The 16,003-nt window shown below is 65.8% G+C and carries 15 protein-coding genes; 10 read left to right on the top strand and 5 right to left on the bottom strand.

The features are described from left to right. Window positions 1-10: 10 nt before the first annotated feature. The 3 genes from ACUDP5_RS09035 to ACUDP5_RS09045 form a co-directional block, all read right to left on the bottom strand. Window positions 11-1,438 (bottom strand): efflux transporter outer membrane subunit, encoded by a 1,428-nt coding sequence (locus tag ACUDP5_RS09035; protein WP_445658587.1) that lies wholly within the window; start codon window positions 1,436-1,438, stop codon window positions 11-13. Between the two features lie 107 nt (window positions 1,439-1,545). After that, window positions 1,546-2,052, bottom strand: coding sequence for a MarR family winged helix-turn-helix transcriptional regulator (locus tag ACUDP5_RS09040; RefSeq protein ID WP_263913689.1), 507 nt, complete (start codon window positions 2,050-2,052; stop codon window positions 1,546-1,548). Between the two features lie 40 nt (window positions 2,053-2,092). After that, entirely contained in the window at window positions 2,093-2,983 is an 891-nt protein-coding gene (locus tag ACUDP5_RS09045; RefSeq protein ID WP_263913690.1) for a DMT family transporter, read from the bottom strand. Between the two features lie 85 nt (window positions 2,984-3,068). On the opposite strand from ACUDP5_RS09045, the gene ACUDP5_RS09050 reads away from it, so the two are divergent. The 10 genes from ACUDP5_RS09050 (at window position 3,069) to ACUDP5_RS09095 (ending at window position 12,310) form a co-directional block, all read left to right on the top strand. After that, window positions 3,069-4,049, top strand: a complete 981-nt coding sequence (locus ACUDP5_RS09050) for a DMT family transporter (protein WP_263913691.1) — start codon at window positions 3,069-3,071, stop codon at window positions 4,047-4,049. Window positions 4,050-4,099: 50 nt separating this feature from the next. Continuing rightward, window positions 4,100-5,089: a quinone oxidoreductase family protein gene (locus ACUDP5_RS09055; protein ID WP_263913692.1), complete on the top strand. Its 990-nt coding sequence runs from the start codon at window positions 4,100-4,102 to the stop codon at window positions 5,087-5,089. Between the two features lie 162 nt (window positions 5,090-5,251). Further along, window positions 5,252-6,760, top strand: coding sequence for a phenylacetaldehyde dehydrogenase StyD (gene styD / locus ACUDP5_RS09060; RefSeq protein WP_445658588.1), 1,509 nt, complete (start codon window positions 5,252-5,254; stop codon window positions 6,758-6,760). 70 nt (window positions 6,761-6,830) lie between these two features. Next, on the top strand, window positions 6,831-7,712 hold the full coding sequence (locus ACUDP5_RS09065) for a transporter (RefSeq protein ID WP_263913694.1): 882 nt from the start codon (window positions 6,831-6,833) through the stop codon (window positions 7,710-7,712). Between the two features lie 30 nt (window positions 7,713-7,742). Continuing rightward, window positions 7,743-8,969, top strand: a complete 1,227-nt coding sequence (locus tag ACUDP5_RS09070) for an amine dehydrogenase large subunit (RefSeq protein ID WP_263913695.1) — start codon at window positions 7,743-7,745, stop codon at window positions 8,967-8,969. Beyond that, window positions 8,966-9,523 carry a MauE/DoxX family redox-associated membrane protein gene (locus ACUDP5_RS09075; protein ID WP_263913696.1) on the top strand — a complete coding sequence of 186 codons (558 nt, stop codon included), beginning with the start codon at window positions 8,966-8,968 and terminating at the stop codon, window positions 9,521-9,523. Before ACUDP5_RS09070 ends, ACUDP5_RS09075 begins: the two co-directional genes overlap by 4 nt. Before the next feature lie 16 nt (window positions 9,524-9,539). After that, the gene (gene mauD, locus ACUDP5_RS09080; protein ID WP_263913697.1) at window positions 9,540-10,178 is read left to right on the top strand and encodes a methylamine dehydrogenase accessory protein MauD; all 639 of its coding nucleotides are present in this window, start codon (window positions 9,540-9,542) and stop codon (window positions 10,176-10,178) included. Then, window positions 10,162-10,677 carry a methylamine dehydrogenase light chain gene (locus ACUDP5_RS09085; protein ID WP_263913698.1) on the top strand — a complete coding sequence of 172 codons (516 nt, stop codon included), beginning with the start codon at window positions 10,162-10,164 and terminating at the stop codon, window positions 10,675-10,677. The genes mauD and ACUDP5_RS09085 overlap by 17 nt, the downstream gene beginning before the upstream one ends. Next, window positions 10,674-11,240, top strand: a complete 567-nt coding sequence (locus ACUDP5_RS09090) for a cytochrome C (RefSeq protein WP_445658589.1) — start codon at window positions 10,674-10,676, stop codon at window positions 11,238-11,240. Before ACUDP5_RS09085 ends, ACUDP5_RS09090 begins: the two co-directional genes overlap by 4 nt. 98 nt (window positions 11,241-11,338) lie before the next feature. Next, entirely contained in the window at window positions 11,339-12,310 is a 972-nt protein-coding gene (locus tag ACUDP5_RS09095) for an AraC-like ligand-binding domain-containing protein (RefSeq protein ID WP_445658590.1), read from the top strand. A gap of 78 nt (window positions 12,311-12,388) precedes the next feature. Here ACUDP5_RS09095 and ACUDP5_RS09100 read toward each other — a convergent pair whose 3' ends face one another. Beyond that, on the bottom strand, window positions 12,389-13,063 hold the full coding sequence (locus ACUDP5_RS09100) for an epoxyqueuosine reductase QueH (protein ID WP_445658591.1): 675 nt from the start codon (window positions 13,061-13,063) through the stop codon (window positions 12,389-12,391). Between the two features lie 100 nt (window positions 13,064-13,163). Beyond that, on the bottom strand, window positions 13,164-15,938 hold the full coding sequence (glnE, locus tag ACUDP5_RS09105; protein WP_445658592.1) for a bifunctional [glutamate--ammonia ligase]-adenylyl-L-tyrosine phosphorylase/[glutamate--ammonia-ligase] adenylyltransferase: 2,775 nt from the start codon (window positions 15,936-15,938) through the stop codon (window positions 13,164-13,166). Between the last annotated feature and the right edge of the window lie 65 nt (window positions 15,939-16,003).

Consider the following 16,003-nt stretch of genomic DNA (forward strand, 5'->3'; position numbering starts at 1 on the left):
TCCGGAGCGTTCAATGAGTGGAGTTCGTGGCGGGCGCGGGCTGGGCAGCGGGCGCGGGGGCGTAGCCGCCGCCCAGCGCGTTGGCCAGGTTGGCGTCGAGCTGGTAGGCGCGGATGCGCAGGTCGGTGTCCAGGCGGGCTTGCGTGAGCACGCCGGTCTGCGCGATCAGCACGGTCAGGTAGTTGCCCATGCCGGCCTTGTAGCGGTTGACCGCCAGGTCGTAGGCGGCTTCGATGGCTTCGCGCGCCTGGTGCTGCTGGGCTCTTTCCTGGTCCAGCAGGCGCAGGCCATCCAGCGCGTCGGCCACCTGGTGCACGGCGTCCAGCACCGTCTGGTTGTAGTCAGACACCGCCAGATCCGCGTCGGCGCGACGGCCGGCCAGGTTGGCGTTCAGTTCGCCGCCGTGGAAGATCGGCAGGGTGATGGCCGGGCCGATGCCGGCCGTGCGGCTGGCGGCGCCCAGCAGGTTGCCGGTGCCCAGCGCCTGGAAGCCGACGAAGGCGGCCAGGTTGACGTTGGGGTAGAACTCGGCGCGGGCGCTGTCGATCTGGTGGCGCGCGGCTTCGGCGCGCCAGCGGGCGGCGACCACGTCGGGGCGGTGGCCGAGCAGATCCAGCGGTACGCTGGCCGGCACGCCGCCGCCGGGGGCGGTCAGCGCCACGGCGACCAGCGATTGGCCGCGCTGGGGTCCGGCACCCACCAGCGCCGCGACCTGGTTGCGCAATTGCGCCAGGGTGGTTTCGTTCTGGGTCAGCTCGACCCGGCCGGCGGCCAGGGACGATTCCGCCTGTTTGACCTCGACCTGGGTATCCAGGCCCGCCGAGTAGCGGCCGCGGGTCAGGGACAGCACATCCTCGCGCTGGGTCAGCACGCGCTTGATGACGTCGCGCTGGGCAAAGGCATTCTGCAGGTTCAGGTAGGCGCGCACGGTGGCGCTGGCCAGCATGTTGCGGGCGGCCTGGGCATCGGCTTCGGCGGCGGCTTGTTGCGACACGGCGGCCTGCAGGCGCGATCGGTTCTTGCCCCAGAAGTCGAGCTCATAGCTGAAGTCCAGCGCCAGCCGGTTGTCGCTGACGACGGATCCGCCCAGCGGCGCCGGATAGATATAGTCGCTGGACAGGTGTTCGCGGGTCAGGGAGTAGTCGGCGTCGACCCGGGGCAGCAGGGGCGCTCGGGCCGTGCTGACTGCGGCATTGGCCTTGGCCAGGCGCGCCTGCGCAGCCGTCATGGACGGGCTGTTGGCCAGCGCTTCGTCCATCAGCGTGTTGAGCTGGCTGTCGCCGTAGCGTTGCCACCACTGTGTTTCGGGCCAGGCGGTGGCCTGGGCGGTCAATCCCAGCTTGGCTTCGTCCAGGGCCGCGACGGGCGTGGGCCCGGGTTCCATCAGGGCGCAACCGCTCAGGGCGAGCACTAATGCGGTAGAAAGAAGGCGTTTCATCCTGACAATCTGCTGAAAGTAATTGATTAATCTGTATTTGCCTAGGCAAATATTATGTCAAATAAAGCCCCTGTGGCCAGGGGCGGCAGGCGCTCGCGGGAGCGCCGTCAGCGCTCGGGCGCGACGCCGGAGGCGGAGCCGTTGGCGATCATGCGGCGCATGAAGTGCATCAACTGCGCCACCTCGTCGGTGGAAAATCCCCGCAGGTGGTGGTTCAGTACACGGGCGATGTTGGGCGGAATGTTGCGCGCCTTTTCTTCGCCGAGTTCGGTCAGTTCAATCTTAACGACGCGCCGGTCTTGCTGGCTGCGGGCCCGCCGCAGCAGGCCTTTGGCCTCGAGGCGGTCGAGCGCGCGGGTCATGGCGCCGGTATCCATGCCGTTCAGGCGGGCCAGTTCGGCCGGCGTGTCGGCCCGACCCAGGTACAGCATGGCGATGGGGCGCCATTGCATGGCCGTCAGGTCGAGCGGCGCCATTTCCTGATCCAGCATGCGGTTCAGGGAGTTCGCGACCAGCTTGATCAGGTAGCCGGCATTATCCTCTGTCATGCAGCGGGTGTCCCCGCGGTAATGAATCGGATTTTCGGAAGAATCAGGGCGTGACGAGGCATTCATGTGGCGAATTTTACTGCCTAGTCAGTAATTGTCAAGGCTGCTATTTGGGGACGCCTTCGGGCGCATTTTCGAGGGCGGCAGGCGCCTTGCGCAGCCCCGACCAGACGATGGCGGCCACGATCAACGCGGCACCGGCCATCATGCGCACGGTGGGTTGCTGACTGAACAGCACCCAGGCGAACGCGATGGCATAGACCGGTTCCAGCGCGATCACCAGGCCGGCGCTGCGCGCATTCAGGCGGGTCAGGCTGGAGACGAACAGGAAATGCGACAGGCCGGTGCAGAACACTCCCAGCAGTGCCAGCCAGAACCAGTCCAGGGCGGGCAGCGCGGGCAATTGGCCGGCCGCGAACGGCAACATGACCAGGGCCACGATCAGGTTCTGCCAGCAGGCCACCTGCATCGGGTCCATGCCGGATGCCGAACGCCGGTTGCTCAGGGCGAGCAGCGCGAAGGTCAGGCCGGACAACAGGCCCCAGGCCAGGCCGATGGTGCCCTGGTCGGCCAGGTCGAACGACGGCGTGACCAGCACCAGGCCGGCCGTGACCAGGCCCAGCAACAGCCATTCGGCGAGCCGCACGCGTTCGCGGAAGATCAGGCCTTCGAACAGCGTGATGAAGGCGGGGAAGCTGGCAAATCCCAGCGTGGCGATGGCGATGCCGCCCACTTTCACCGAAATGAAGAAGGTGACCCAGTGCGCCGCCAGCAGGGCGCCGGCCACCACCAGCACGAACAACTGGGCCGGGGTCAGGGCGCCGAGCAGCGGGCGGCGGCGCATGCGCGCGAACAGGCCCAGCGAGATCACGGCGAAGACGGCGCGTCCCAGGGTGATGACCGCGGCGCTGGCCTGGATCAGTTCGCCGAAAACGCCGGTCAGGCCGAACAGGATGGCGGCGATATGGATATAGGTCAGGGCGCGGTGTCGGGTCATTCGAGGCGGAGGGCGAAGGCGGAAGGCGGCTAAAAAAGCGCAGCCGGGCGTGCATTTGGTCATGCACTGAATCTAAAATCATCGCATGAATCGCATTGCCAGGCTTTTGCCGGTCTCTCGTCCCTCCAGCCGCGCGGCCGGCTTTTTCATGGCCGCCCTGGGCGCCGTCCTGTTTTCGGGCAAGGCCATCGTCGTCAAGTTCACCTACCGCTACGGTATCGACGCGGTCACCCTCATCGCATTCCGCATGTTGTTCGCCATGCCATTCTTCGCGGCGGTGGCGTGGCATCAGTCGCGCCTGGCGGCCCGCGGCCAGATCGTGGTGATGACCTGGACGGAACGCCTGCAGGTCTGCCTGCTGGGGCTGCTGGGGTATTACCTGTCCAGCTTCCTGGATTTCCTGGGTCTGCGCTATATCACCGCCAGCCTCGAGCGCCTCATCCTGTTCCTGTCGCCGTCGTTGGTCGTGCTGCTGTCCGCGTTCTGGTTCAAGCGCCCGGTCGAGCGCCGGCAGTGGCTGGCCATGGGGTTGTCCTACGCGGGCGTGGTGCTGGTGTTCGCGCATGATCTCAGCTTCGGCGGATCTGCCGCGGTGCTGACAGGGTCTTTGTTCGTTTTCGGCTCGGCGCTCAGCTATTCTGTGTACCTGATCTGCTCGGGCGAACTGATCAAGCGCGTCGGGCCGACGCGACTGGTGGCGTATGCCATGCTGGTGTCCTGCGTGGCCTGCATCGTGCAGTTCTTCGTGGTGCATCCCGCATCCGTGCTGGTCCAGCCCCTGGGCGTCTACGGTTATTCGATCATCCACGCCACCCTGAATACGGTGGCGCCCGTGTTCATGCTGATGTGGGCAGTGGCGCTGATCGGCGCCCCGACCGCGTCGCTGCTGGGCATGATCGGGCCGGTGTCGGTGCTGTTCCTGGCGTCGTGGTTCCTGGATGAGCCCGTTACCGCCTGGCAGTTGGCGGGCACCGCGCTGGTCCTGGCCGGCGTGTTCGTATTGATGGGGGGCGGGGCTGCCAAGCCACCGTCCGCCGCGCGGGGCGGTTCGGCCCCCGCGCGCTGAAGTCTGGTTTTCTCGGTTGATTCGCAACATTTCAATGAAAGGAGGCCAGCATGGCCAGCAATCTCGTCAAGGCAATCCGTATCGAGCAGCACGGCGGTCCCGAAGTCCTGAAACTGGTGGAAGTCGAAGTACCGCCGCCCGCCGCCAATGAAGTCACCATCGACCAGCATGCGGCCGGCCTGAATTTCATCGATATCTATTTCCGGACGGGCTTGTATCCCCACCCGCTGCCGCACGGCCTGGGCTTCGAGGGCGCGGGCGTGGTCACCGCCGTGGGCGCCGACGTCAAGCACCTGAAAAAGGGCGACCGCGTGGCCTATGGCCAAAGCCCGATCGGCGCTTACGCCAAGGCTCGCAACGTGCCCGCCAACCAGGTCGTCAAGGTGCCCAAGGGCATCGGCTTTGACGAGGCCGCCGCGCTGATGCTCAAGGGCCTGACCGTGCAGTACCTGTTCCGCCAGACCTACCGCCTGCAAGGCGGTGAGACCATCCTGTTCCACGCGGCCGCCGGGGGCGTGGGCCTGATCGCCTGCCAATGGGCGCGTGCCCTGGGCGTGAAGCTGATCGGCACCGTGTCCAGCCCCGAAAAGGCTGAACTGGCCCGCGCCAATGGCGCCTGGGAAACCATCGATTACTCGCGCGAAAACGTGGTCGAGCGCGTGCTCGAACTGACCGGCGGCAAGAAGGTGCCGGTGGTGTACGACGGCGTGGGCAAGGACACCTGGGAAACCTCGCTGGACTGCATCGAGCCGCGCGGCCTGATGGTCAGCTTCGGCAACGCATCCGGTCCGGTGGCGGGCGTGAACCTGGCGGTGCTGAACCAGAAGGGCAGCCTGTACGTCACGCGTCCGTCGCTGGGCGTGCACGTCAACACGCTGGAAAAGCTGCAGGCGGCCTCTGAAGAACTGTTCGACCTGGTCCTGAAAAAGAAGATCAAGGTCCGTATTGATCAGCGCTACAGCCTGGAACAGGCCGGTGAAGCCCAGACCGCGCTGGCCTCGCGCAAGACCACCGGCGCCACGGTGCTGATGCTGGACTGAGTTTCCGGCTTGTCCGGCAGGGCCCCGACGGCGGAACGCGTTGCGCGTTCCGCCGTTTGCTTGGACGTGCGCACGGGAACAAAACCCCATGCACGGGCGGACAAGCCAGCACGGCAGGCCGTTGCTATCCTGGCTTCAACGTTATCCGTTGGAGCCTTCCGCATGTCGTCCGCCCGCATACCCGCCAGCGCACCCGCGTCCGACCGCCCCGAATTGGCGGCCATCCGCGAATTCATGATCGTCGACGGCAAACCGCTGCGCGAAGGGCAAGGCGATCCTGTCGCAGTATTCAATCCCGCTACGGGCGAGGTCATCGCCCATCAACTGGATGCCGGGCCCGCCCAGATCGACCTGGCCGTGCAGGCCGCGCGCCGGGCGTTTTCTGCGGGCCCCTGGCACGACATGCTGCCCGCTGGCCGCGAACGCCTGCTGCTGAAACTGGCCGACCTGGTCGAGCAGCACGGCAACGCGCTGGCACGGCTTGAAACCTTGAACAACGGCAAGCTGCTGGGCGTGGCCCAGGGGCTGGAAGTGGGCGCCGGCGCGCAATGGCTGCGCTACATGGCCGGCTGGGCCACCAAGCTCACGGGCGATACGCTTGCACTGTCCATCCCGTTTCCGCCGGGCGTGCAATACCACGCCTATACCTTGCCCCAGCCGGTGGGCGTGGTGGCCGCCATCATTCCGTGGAATTTCCCGTTGCTGATGGCCATCTGGAAAATCGCTCCCGCACTGGCCGCCGGCTGCACCGTGGTGCTCAAGCCCGCCGAAGAAACCCCCCTGACCGCCCTGCGGCTGGCCGAGCTGGTGCTCGAGGCGGGCTTTCCGCCCGGCGTGGTCAACGTCGTGACGGGCCGGGGTGAAACCGCCGGGGCGGCGCTGGTGGCCCATCCCGGCGTCGACAAAATAGCGTTCACCGGGTCCACCGAAGTCGGCAAGCTCATTGGGCGCGCTGCCATGGACGACATGAAGCGCGTCTCGCTGGAACTTGGCGGAAAGTCGCCCGTCATCGTGCTGGACGACTGCGACCCCGACATCGCGGTGCAAGGCGCGGCCGCGGCCATTTTCTTCAACCAGGGGCAGGTCTGCACCGCCGGATCCCGGTTGTACGTGCAAAAGGGGCTGTATGCCAAGGTCGTTCAGGGGCTTGCCGACCTGGCCGCCGGCATGAAGCTGGGGTCGGGCTTCGACCCCACCACGCAGGTGGGGCCACTGGTGTCGGCACGTCATCAGCAGCGCGTCCTGGACTACATCGGCATCGGTCGTGCTCAGGGCGGACGGGTGTTGGCGGGGGGCAATGCCGGCGACGGAGCCGGCTACTTCGTGCGACCGACGGTGTTCGCCGACGTGCCGGCCGACGCCCGCATCGCTCGCGAAGAAATCTTCGGGCCGGTCGTCGTCGCCCAGCCGTTCGACACGCTGGACGATGCCGTGCGGCTCGCCAACGACAGCGCCTTTGGCCTGGGCGCCAGCCTCTGGAGCAACGACCTGTCCCGCGTGCAGCGGTTGATTCCACGCATCGATGCGGGCACGGTGTGGGTCAACACCCACAACATGCTCGATCCGAACATGCCGTTCGGCGGTTTCAAGCAGTCGGGCATCGGCCGTGAGCACGGCCGCGCCGTACTGGACATGTATCTGGAGAAGAAGTCCGTTTGCATCGCTTACTAGACTGACGGCCGCGCGCTTCAAGCCGGGACATACCGGCGCACGCGCGTGCCGCGACACCAAGGGGAAGGGCATGGCAGGCAAGACCATTTGCCGGGGCCGGGCAAGCGCAGCATTACTGCTGGCGTGTGCGGCGACGGCACAGAGCGCATGGGCAGGAGATCCCAGCGCACGCGATTGGATACCCGCACCGGTCGGTACCAACATCATCGCGGGCTACCTGACGGGCCTGCGCTCGTCGGGGCTGTATTCGGCGGGCAAACGCGTGGACGGCGCCTCGGTAGATGTCGATGCGGCCATCTATCGCCAGATGCACTACCGTGAGTTCTTCGGCAAGACCGTGCAACTTGAATTCATCGTGCCGATATCCCGCACCACGATGGAACTGCCGGGCGCGTCACGCGACCGCCAGACAGGCATCGGCGACGTCACGCTGGGGTCCGCGATCTGGCTCTACAACAACGAGCAGACCAAGACCTGGTTCGCCTGGGAGCCCTTCGTGGTGGTGCCGCTGGGCCGGTACGACGGTGCACGGCCGGATACCTCGCCAGGCAAGAATCGCTGGTCCACCATCCAGGACTTTTCCTTCGTCAAAGGAGTCGGTGAATCCACGTTTCTCGAAGCCATCGGCGAAGTCGAAATCTACGGTCGCAACACCGACTGGATGAGTCAGACCTTGAAAAAGGACCCGTCCTTCCGCTTCTTTGCGCTGGCTTCGACCAACCTCACTGCCAATACTTACACGGGCATCCGCTACCGCTTTGAGACCGGCGGCCGTGAGCGCGTCAGCGGTGAAACCGTCACCAGTCGCGCCCGCAACCACCAACTGGCGCTGGAACTCACCCACCAGATCAATGACGCCAACCAGATCCAGATGCAGTACATCCACGACCTCAAGGTCGAGAACGGCCCGCGCATGCGTGGCCTGCAGATGCGCTACGTCTATGCCTTTTAGGAGCAACGGACATGAACCAGGAGACTTCCAATGACTGCGCTTTGTGCTGACAGACGCGGCCCGCAGGCCGCAGCGCGTGCGGGACGGCGTGCTGGCGCCCAGTTGGCAAAATGGGCCCTGTGCGCCGCCCTGGCCGCCACGGCTGGCATGGCCCGGGCCGATCTGCCCAACGAAGAGCTCAAGGGGGGCACGCGCCTGCCGCCCGCCACGCCGCACCGGCTGTACGTGATGGATGCGGTGTTCAATCATCTGGTCGACAGTCGCATCAACATCTATGACGGCGACACGATGAAATTCCTGGGCTTGGTGCCGTCGTCGTTCAACGGGCACATGACCGTGTCTGCCGACGGCAAAGACATCTACATCATGACTACCTACTACGAGCGCTTGAACCGTGGCAAGCGCACCGACGTGGTCGAAGCCTGGGATGCCGAAACGCTGACGCCCAAGTTCGAGGTACAGATTCCCGAAAAGCGAGCCCAGGCGCTGAACTATCGCAACTACCTCCAGCAGAGTTCGGACGGCGGCCTGCTGTTCGTGCAGAACGCCACGCCCGCGTCGTCCGTAACCGTGGTGGACCTGAAGGCCCGCACGTTTGCCGATGAAGTCACCGCCTCCGCCGGTTGCTGGAGCATCATCGTGCCACCGTCGCGGCCGCGCAGTTTTGCCAGCATCTGCGGTGACGGCACCTTCATCACCGTCGACCTGGACGCCGCCGGCAAGCCGTCGGGCCAGCAGCGCAGCAAGCCCATGTTCGACGTCGAGAAGGACCCGATCTTCACGCACACGGGCAACCTGGGCGACACCTTCTACTTCGTGTCGTACAACGGCAATGTCTACAGCGCCGATTTCAGCGGCCAGGATGCAAAGTTCGCTGAACCGTGGTCGCTGCTGGACAAGTCCGGCAAAGATCGCGGCTGGCGGCCGGGCGGCTACAACCTGCTGGCTGTCAACCGCAATAGCAAGCGTCTTTACGTGGGCATGCACCCGAACGGCGTCGAAGGCTCGCACAAGACGCCCGCTGCGGAAATCTGGGTATACGACCTGGCCACGCACAAGCGGCTGGCGCGCATACCTGGCAAGAACGCGCTGTCGATGTCGGTGTCGCAAGACGACAAGCCGCGCCTGTTCACGCTGGATGGCGGCAACGTCAACATCTACGACGCCGCGCCAGCGGCGCCGGTGTTCAAGGGCACGATCCAGGGCGCCGGCGAAACCGCGCTGCAGGTCGAACCCCAACCCGGAGGCGCCCGATGACCGATCCCGTCCTGCTTTACGCCGCAAGTGCCGCGCTGGCCTGCGTACTGCTGCTGGGGGCGCTGGAAAAGCTCAAGGATATGGCGGCGTTTGTTGCCGCCGTGACCGCCTACGAGATCGTGCCTGCCGGCCTGGCCGCCGCCTTTGCATGGGTCTATGTCCTGGCGGAGGCCCTGGCCGGCGCGCTGCTGCTGGTGCCCGCGAGCCGGTCTTCCGGCGCTGCGCTGGCCTTGGCCGTGCTGGCCGTGGCCACGGCCGGCGTGGCGGTCAACCTGGCGCGTGGGCGCCGCGACATCGACTGCGGTTGCGGAGGGCCCGCCTTTCGCGGCGCGGCGGCGCGTGGTGCGGGCCTGTCCTGGTGGATGGTGCTGCGCAACGCCCTGCTGGCGCTATGGACCCTGCCCATCTTTACCGCCGCCCAAGGGGCATCGCGCAGCCTGCAATGGGCCGACGCCGCCTCGGTCTTCGGGCTGGCCATGAGCGCCGTGGCCCTGTACTTCACAGTCAACCATCTGCTGGCTTCACACCTGAAGCTGCAGCAGCTGCATCACTAGAACCAAGGAACAAAACATGGAAGCCTTGATCATCTCCAATTTCCTGCTGTGGGGCGTCGTGCTCTGCCTGCTGCTGGTCATTCTGGCGCTGTCGCGCCAGATCGGCGTGCTGTACGAACGCGTGGCCCCGATGGGCGCGCTGACCATGGACAAGGGGCCCGCGGTAGGCGAGGCCGCACCGCGTTTCGAACTGCCGGACCTGCTGGGCCGTCGCCTGACCATCGGTGAACGCGGCCAGCACAGCCAGTTGCTGTTCTTCCTGTCGCCTTCCTGCCCGGTATGCAAGAAGCTCTTGCCCATCCTGAAATCCGTGGCCGGCACGGAAAGCGCCTGGCTGCGCATCGTGCTGGCCAGCGACGGCGAAATGCCCGAACACCTGGCTTTCTACCGTCAGGCCGGCCTTGAGCGCTTTCCGTACCTGCTGTCCACCGAACTGGGCATGAAATTCCAGATCAGCAAGCTGCCGTACGCCGTGCTGATCGACGAGACCGGCGTCATCCGCGCCAAGGGCCTGATCAATTCCCGCGAACAGCTCGAAAGCCTGTTCACGGCCAAGGAACTGGGCGTGGCGTCGGTGCAGGAATTCCTGGCCGCCGGTTCGCTGGACGAGACCCGCATTTCCCGCAAGGAGAACCGCAATGCTCTGGTTGGATAAGCTTGGAGAGCGCGCCACGCGCTCGATGGCGCACGCCACGTCGCGGCGCAGCGTGCTGAACCGCATTGGCAAGGTGCTGGTGGGTACCGCCTTCCTGGTGCCTGTGTTGCCGGTGGCCCGCTCGGCGCCGGCAGCCGCCAAGAAACCGCAGACAGACGAAACCGCCTGCGACTACTGGCGCTATTGCGCGGTGGACGGCTTTCTGTGTTCATGCTGCGGCGGCAGCACCACGTCTTGCCCGCCGGGCACATCGCCTTCGGCCGTTTCCTGGATCGGCACCTGCCACAACCCGATGGACGGCAAGGACTATCTCATCAGCTACAACGATTGTTGCGGCAAGACGGCTTGCGGCAAGTGCATGTGCGCGGCTGCCGAGCGCGAGCGCCCTGGCTATCAGATGTTCCTGCACAACGACGTCAACTGGTGCATGTCCAACGAGTCGTCCATTTTCCATTGCACCACCTCCGTGATCGTGGGGTTGGCCAAGAAGAAGCCATGAACACACGACTTTTTGGGCCCCGCTGTGGGTGGGGGCGCCGGCTGGTCGCGGTATTGGCGAGTCTGGTTGCGACCGCGTCGCAGGCGGTCGAAGCCCCGGCCGCCGGTGGCGCTGCCGCGGCGCCGGCCACCACGGCCGTAGAGCCGGCGGCCGCCGGCGCGTTGTGGCCCGGGGCCCGTGCCGACTACGTGCTGCAGTGTGCGGGCTGTCATCGGGTCGACGGTCGCGGCAGTACGCCCCACGGGATTCCGGATTTCCGTAATTCGGTGGGGGCCTTTGCGCGACTGCCGGCGGGACGCGAGTACTTGGTTCGGGTGCCGGGGGCGGCATACTCGCCACTGAGTAATGCGGATCTGGCCGCCGTGCTGAATTGGGTGCTGCTCAGCTTCAGTCCGGCGCAGCTTCCAAGCGGGTTTCAGCCGTATACCGAAGCCGAAGTGGCGGCGGCGCGCCCCAGGCGTTACCCGGACGTGGTGCCGGTACGCCACGGATTGGCGCAAGAATTGGCCAAGCAAGGGTTCATTTTGTCTGATTATTCCTACGGCAGCGCCCGAAAGCCCTAGGGGCACGTGGCTTTTAGGGGTTGTCACGGATACTCGCTGTCAGGTGCTCGGTGATAGAAAGAAGACCGCTCTGTTTCATGCCGTGCGCCGGAGTCGCCATGCACCAGCCCCTTATACGCAGCGCGCCCCAGCAGTTCCTGGATTGCGCCAGCTGGAAGGAAAGTATCAGCAATACGTTCGTACCGCTGGAAGTGTCTGCGGTGCACCCGTCGCGCTTTCGCAGCAGCGTGGCGATGGATTACCTGGGCTGGATGCAGATCTGCGAAATGCATACCGGCGCGCAACGCGTGCGGCGTACCAAGCAGTTGGCCGACCGCGCCGACGTGTCAGGCTACAAGGTGACGCTGCAACTGGGCGGCCGCAGTGAAATCCGGCAGGCTGCCCGCACGGCATTGCTGATGCCTGGTGATTGGGGCATCTACGACACGACTCGTCCCTACGAGGTCGATGTCGACGACGACGCGCACTTTCTGGTCATGCTGGTGCCGGGCAAACATTCCGAAGCCTGGCATCCTTTCATGAAGAATTCCGTGGCGCGCAGTTTCAGCGCTCGGCACGGCTGCGGCCGCATGGCGATGGACTTGCTGCGGGTCGCCTTGGGCGAACACGGGCATCTTTCCGACAGCGCGTCGCGCGATGCCGCCAATGCCGTCATGCAGATGATGGGGCTGGACATCAGCGAAAGGGCGGGCGGGCAGGCCGAACAAGATCAAGCGGACATGCGCCAGGCGCAACTGCGCCGGGTGCAGCAGTATCTGGTCGAAAACCTGCATGATCCGGATTTGTCGCCCGCGACGGCCGCGGCAGCCCTGCGCGTGTCGCGCCGCTATCTGTACAACCTGTTTGCCCTGGCCGCCACCACGCCCGCCGATTTCATCCTGAGCGCCCGGCTCGAGCGTTCCCGGCGCATGCTGGGCGATGCGACGCAGACCGCGCGGCAGATCGGTGATATCGCCTTCCAGCACGGCTTTTCAGACGCGGCGCGGTTCAGCCATGCATTTCGCAACCGCTATGGCGTGTCGCCGTCGGAATACCGGCGCAAGGGGTGTCTGCCGAACGAGTCGGCGTGACACGGCCAAGGGGCCGCCCATGAAAAAGGAGCCCCGCACGGGCTCCTTTTTCATGCAGACAGGTCCGGCAAGAGCGCCTTAGAGGTTTTCCTCGTTGATCAGGTCTTCCTTGCCGTAGAACTTCACGCCGATATGGATGCGCTCGCGGCCCTGGGCGCGGCGGTGGCGGTTGGTGTCGCGCAGCGAATAGACGCAGCCGCAGTATTCCTGCTGATAGAAGTTTTCGCGCTTGCTGATTTCGATCATGCGGGACGAGCCACCGCCCTTGCGCCAGTTGTACGTCCAGTAGATCAGGTCGTCGTAGCGAGCGGCCGCGCGCTCGCCGCAGCCGTTGATCTGATTCATGTCTTTCCAGCGCGAGATGCCGAGCGAGCTGGTGATGGTGTCAAAGCCGTGCTCGTGGGCGTATAGCGCGGTGCGTTCGAAACGCATGTCGAAGCAGGCCGTGCAACGCTCGCCGCGCTCGGGGGCGTCTTCCATGCCCTTGACGCGATCGAACCAGTTGTCCATGTCGTAGTCGGCATCGATGAATTCGATGCCGTGCTGCTCGGCAAAGCGAATGTTCTCCTGCTTGCGGATCTCGTACTCTTTGACCGGATGGATGTTCGGGTTGTAGAAGTAGATCGCGTAGTCGATGCCCGACGCCGTCATGGCTTCCATGACCTCGCCAGAGCAGGGGGCACAGCACGAGTGCATCAGCACTTTGCTGCGGCCGACGGGCAGGTCGAGTTTGGGGCGCACGAATTCGGACATATCTGGCTGGCAAGTAAGGCGGAAAACTCCTTATTTTACGATGAGTTGCCAGCTTTGCACGGGGGCGTTCAAGGCGGGCGGCCAGAGCGTCCCCCATTATTCAGCCGAACACCGCCTGCCACAGCTCTCGTACAGCGGTGCGCTCGGCCTGCAACTGGTCGGGCGCGACCCGCGCCTTTTCCACCCCCTGCATGCGCAGTTGGTGCTGGATGCGCCGCAGTACGCGATAGGCGTCGCCCGCACGCGCCGCCAGGCCCGGGTCGATCAAACCGGCCTCGCCGGCCAGCCGCAGCAGGGTGATGTTGCCCAGGTTGCGCACCAGCATGGGGTGCGTGCCCGCCTGGCACAGCACCAGGTACTGGGTCACGAATTCCACGTCGACCATGCCGCCGCTATCGTGTTTCAGGTCGAACTTGCCGCTGCTGTTCGGGTGGCCGGCGTTGATTTTCTCGCGCATGGCCAGCACTTCGTCGCGCAGGGCTGCCGTATCGCGGGGCATCACCAGTATGGCCTCGCGAATCTGCTCGAAACGCTCGCCGACCGCCGCGTCGCCCGACGCGTAGCGTGCCCGTGTCAGCGCCTGGTGCTCCCAGGCCCAGGCGTGCTTCTGTTGGTACTGCTCGAAGGCCTCGACGGATACGGCCAACAGGCCTGCATCGCCGTCCGGGCGCAGGCGCAGGTCGATTTCGTACAGGCGGCCCGACGAGGTCATGGTCGACAGCCAGGATGTCATGCGCCGGCCCAGCTTGGCGTAGACCTCTGACGCGTCGTCGCGCGGGTCGTCATACAGGAACACCAGGTCCAGGTCGGACGAATACCCCAGTTCCTTGCCGCCCAGCTTGCCGTAGGCGATCACCGCGAAGCGAGGGGGAGCGTCCGGGACTTTGTTGACCAGGGGCCAGGTGCGGTGGATGGTTTCGGTGAGCAGCAGGTCAGCCAGCGCGGACAACTGATCGGCCAGCTTTTCCACCGTCAGCTCGCCTTCCAGGTCTTGCGCCAGCAGTTGGAAGCTGGCCTGGCGCTGTACGTCACGCATCAGGTTCATCTGGCGTTCGATGTCCGGATCGCCGTCGGGCAGGCGGCAGGCGTCCAGGTCCGCGCGCAGTTGCCGGGCGATCTGGGCGAAGTCCAGCGGTTCGAACAGCGTGCGCCAGTCGATCAGGCTGTCCAGCAGCAGCGGATGCTGCGTCAGGTATTGGGCTGCCCAGGGGCTGGCGGCCACCATGCGGGCCACTCGCGCCAGCGTGTCGGGGTATTCCGCCAACAGGGCCAGGTAGGCGCTGCGCTGGGCTATCTTTTCGATCAGGTCGAACAGGCGCACGGCCGCGTTCAGCGGGGCCGGCGTCTGGCGGGCGGCGCGCAGCGCGGCGGGCAGCAGGACTTCCATGCGGCGGCGGCTGCTTTCCGGCAGGCTGCGGATGCGATGGCTGCCCAGCAGGGTTTCGGTGCGGCGCAGCAGGTCGTCCGCTTCGTCGCCGAAGGCTTGGCGGATCTGCTCGGCCAGTTCGCATTCACTGTCGGGTTCGTCGGTCGCCGGGTCGCTTTGGGCATCGGGCGCATTGGCCGTGTCCTCGCTGTCCATGCCTACCATCCGGAATACGTTGCGGAAGGTCTGCGAGACGAATTGGCGGTGCGCGGCCAGGGTGCTTTCGAAATCTTCCGGGGTGAAGCCCAGCGCAGCGGCCAGTCCGGCGCGCAGCGCGGGGTCGCCGGGCAGCAGGTGGGTCTGCTCGTCTTCGCGGTATTGCAGCGCGTGTTCGGTGCGGCGCAGGAAACGGTAGGCCTCTTCCAGGCGGCGCGCGTCGTCTTCGGGCACCAGACCGGCGACGCATTCGGCGTGCAGCGCTTCCAGCAAGCCCCGCTTTTGCAGGGCCGGCATGCGGCCGCCACGGATCAGCTGGGCCAGTTGCACCACGAATTCGATCTCGCGGATGCCGCCATCGCCCAGCTTGATGTTGTTGGCGCTGTCGATGCCATTGCGCGCCATGGCGCGTCGCTGCCAGTCCTGGCGGATGCGTTCGCGCAGGGCGCGCAACGCGGCCAGCGCGTCGAAGTCGAAATATTTGCGGTACACGAAAGGCACGCGCAGGCTTTCCAGCTGGCGTGCCTGGGCCGTGCTGTCGCTGCCCTCGAATACCTGGGCGGGCATCAGCCGCGCCTTGAGCCAGGCATAGCGTTCCCATTCGCGGCCCTGGCCGATGAGGTAGTGTTCCAGCGCGTCCAGGCTCCAGGCCAGCGGGCCGGCATCGCCGTCGGGGCGCAGGCGCAGGTCGGTACGGAATACCTGGCCGTTGGCGTCCACTTCGGACAGCACGGGCATCATGCGCCGGGTCAGGCGGCCGTAGAACTCGTGGTGGCTGATGCGGCGCGGGCCGTCGGTATCGCCTTCCTCGCCGTACAGCATGATCAGGTCGATGTCGGACGAGACGTTGAGCTCGCAGCCGCCCAGCTTGCCCATGCCCACGATCAGCATTTCCTGGGGCTGCCCGGTGGCCGGGTCGCGCGGCACGCCGTGCACGGCGGCCAGGTCGGCCGCCACGCTACGGTAGGCCGCCGCTACCGCCATGTCGGCCAGCGTCGTCATTGCACCCACCACTTCCTCGAGCGGCGCCTGGCCGGCCAGGTCGCGCACGATCAGCGTGCTGAATACCCGCTCGCGCAGCTTGCGCAGCACCTGCCGGCACAGGTCCACCGGCAGCACCGCCGGCGCGCCCGGGCCCGCCAGTTCAGCCTGCCACTGCGCCAATCGTTCGGGGGTGACGGGCTGGCGCACCGCGTCTTCCAGCCAGGCGGCAAGGTCCGGATGGGCATCCAGACGGCGGCGCAGGTGGCCGGACCAGGCCAGGGCAGGGGCGAGCAGGGAGGGCGTGGACATGGGTATCGGGCGAGAGACGAATGGGCGCGTTTCAGGTATAAGTGGGGACGATACCGCAAGACATA

Source organism: Achromobacter sp. NCFB-sbj8-Ac1-l (assembly GCF_052695805.1).

Excerpts from the sequence above, each read along its gene's own strand:
- ACUDP5_RS09050 (WP_263913691.1), top strand. The coding sequence starts at position 3,069 with ATGAATCGCATTGCCAGGCTTTTGCCGGTCTCTCGTCCCTCCAGCCGC.
- ACUDP5_RS09075 (WP_263913696.1), top strand. The coding sequence starts at position 8,966 with ATGACCGATCCCGTCCTGCTTTACGCCGCAAGTGCCGCGCTGGCCTGC.
- styD (WP_445658588.1), top strand. The coding sequence starts at position 5,252 with ATGTCGTCCGCCCGCATACCCGCCAGCGCACCCGCGTCCGACCGCCCC.
- glnE (WP_445658592.1), bottom strand. The coding sequence starts at position 15,938 with ATGTCCACGCCCTCCCTGCTCGCCCCTGCCCTGGCCTGGTCCGGCCAC.
- ACUDP5_RS09100 (WP_445658591.1), bottom strand. The coding sequence starts at position 13,063 with ATGTCCGAATTCGTGCGCCCCAAACTCGACCTGCCCGTCGGCCGCAGC.
- ACUDP5_RS09090 (WP_445658589.1), top strand. The coding sequence starts at position 10,674 with ATGAACACACGACTTTTTGGGCCCCGCTGTGGGTGGGGGCGCCGGCTG.
- ACUDP5_RS09070 (WP_263913695.1), top strand. The coding sequence starts at position 7,743 with ATGACTGCGCTTTGTGCTGACAGACGCGGCCCGCAGGCCGCAGCGCGT.
- ACUDP5_RS09045 (WP_263913690.1), bottom strand. The coding sequence starts at position 2,983 with ATGACCCGACACCGCGCCCTGACCTATATCCATATCGCCGCCATCCTG.
- mauD (WP_263913697.1), top strand. The coding sequence starts at position 9,540 with ATGGAAGCCTTGATCATCTCCAATTTCCTGCTGTGGGGCGTCGTGCTC.
- ACUDP5_RS09055 (WP_263913692.1), top strand. The coding sequence starts at position 4,100 with ATGGCCAGCAATCTCGTCAAGGCAATCCGTATCGAGCAGCACGGCGGT.
- ACUDP5_RS09085 (WP_263913698.1), top strand. The coding sequence starts at position 10,162 with ATGCTCTGGTTGGATAAGCTTGGAGAGCGCGCCACGCGCTCGATGGCG.
- ACUDP5_RS09095 (WP_445658590.1), top strand. The coding sequence starts at position 11,339 with ATGCACCAGCCCCTTATACGCAGCGCGCCCCAGCAGTTCCTGGATTGC.
- ACUDP5_RS09065 (WP_263913694.1), top strand. The coding sequence starts at position 6,831 with ATGGCAGGCAAGACCATTTGCCGGGGCCGGGCAAGCGCAGCATTACTG.
- ACUDP5_RS09035 (WP_445658587.1), bottom strand. The coding sequence starts at position 1,438 with ATGAAACGCCTTCTTTCTACCGCATTAGTGCTCGCCCTGAGCGGTTGC.
- ACUDP5_RS09040 (WP_263913689.1), bottom strand. The coding sequence starts at position 2,052 with ATGAATGCCTCGTCACGCCCTGATTCTTCCGAAAATCCGATTCATTAC.